Source organism: Heliobacterium chlorum (genome assembly GCF_014502795.1).
Taxonomy (GTDB): domain Bacteria; phylum Bacillota; class Desulfitobacteriia; order Heliobacteriales; family Heliobacteriaceae; genus Heliobacterium; species Heliobacterium chlorum.
In genome coordinates this window covers 1-347 of the sequence record NZ_JACVHF010000197.1, presented here as the reverse complement: position 1 = coordinate 347, position 347 = coordinate 1, and the positions used below count along the sequence as shown (strand labels likewise).

Annotated in this window: 1 rRNA gene; it reads right to left on the bottom strand. The window is 50.4% G+C overall.

Annotated features, from left to right (window positions below):
* Positions 1–347: ribosomal RNA gene (locus H1S01_RS20975) — 16S ribosomal RNA — on the bottom strand; the annotation flags it as partial.

Genomic DNA, 347 nt, shown 5'->3' with positions numbered 1-347 from the left:
GTTCTTCCCTAATAACAGAGTTTTACGATCCGAAGACCTTCATCACTCACGCGGCGTTGCTCCGTCAGGCTTTCGCCCATTGCGGAAGATTCCCTACTGCTGCCTCCCGTAGGAGTCTGGACCGTGTCTCAGTTCCAGTGTGGCCGATCACCCTCTCAGGTCGGCTACGCATCGTTGCCTTGGTAAGCCGTTACCTTACCAACTAGCTAATGCGGCGCGGATCCATCTATAAGTGACAGCAAAACCGTCTTTCACTATTGAACCATGCGGTTCAATATATTATCCGGTATTAGCTCCGGTTTCCCGAAGTTATCCCAGTCTTATAGGTAGGTTATCCACGTGTTACT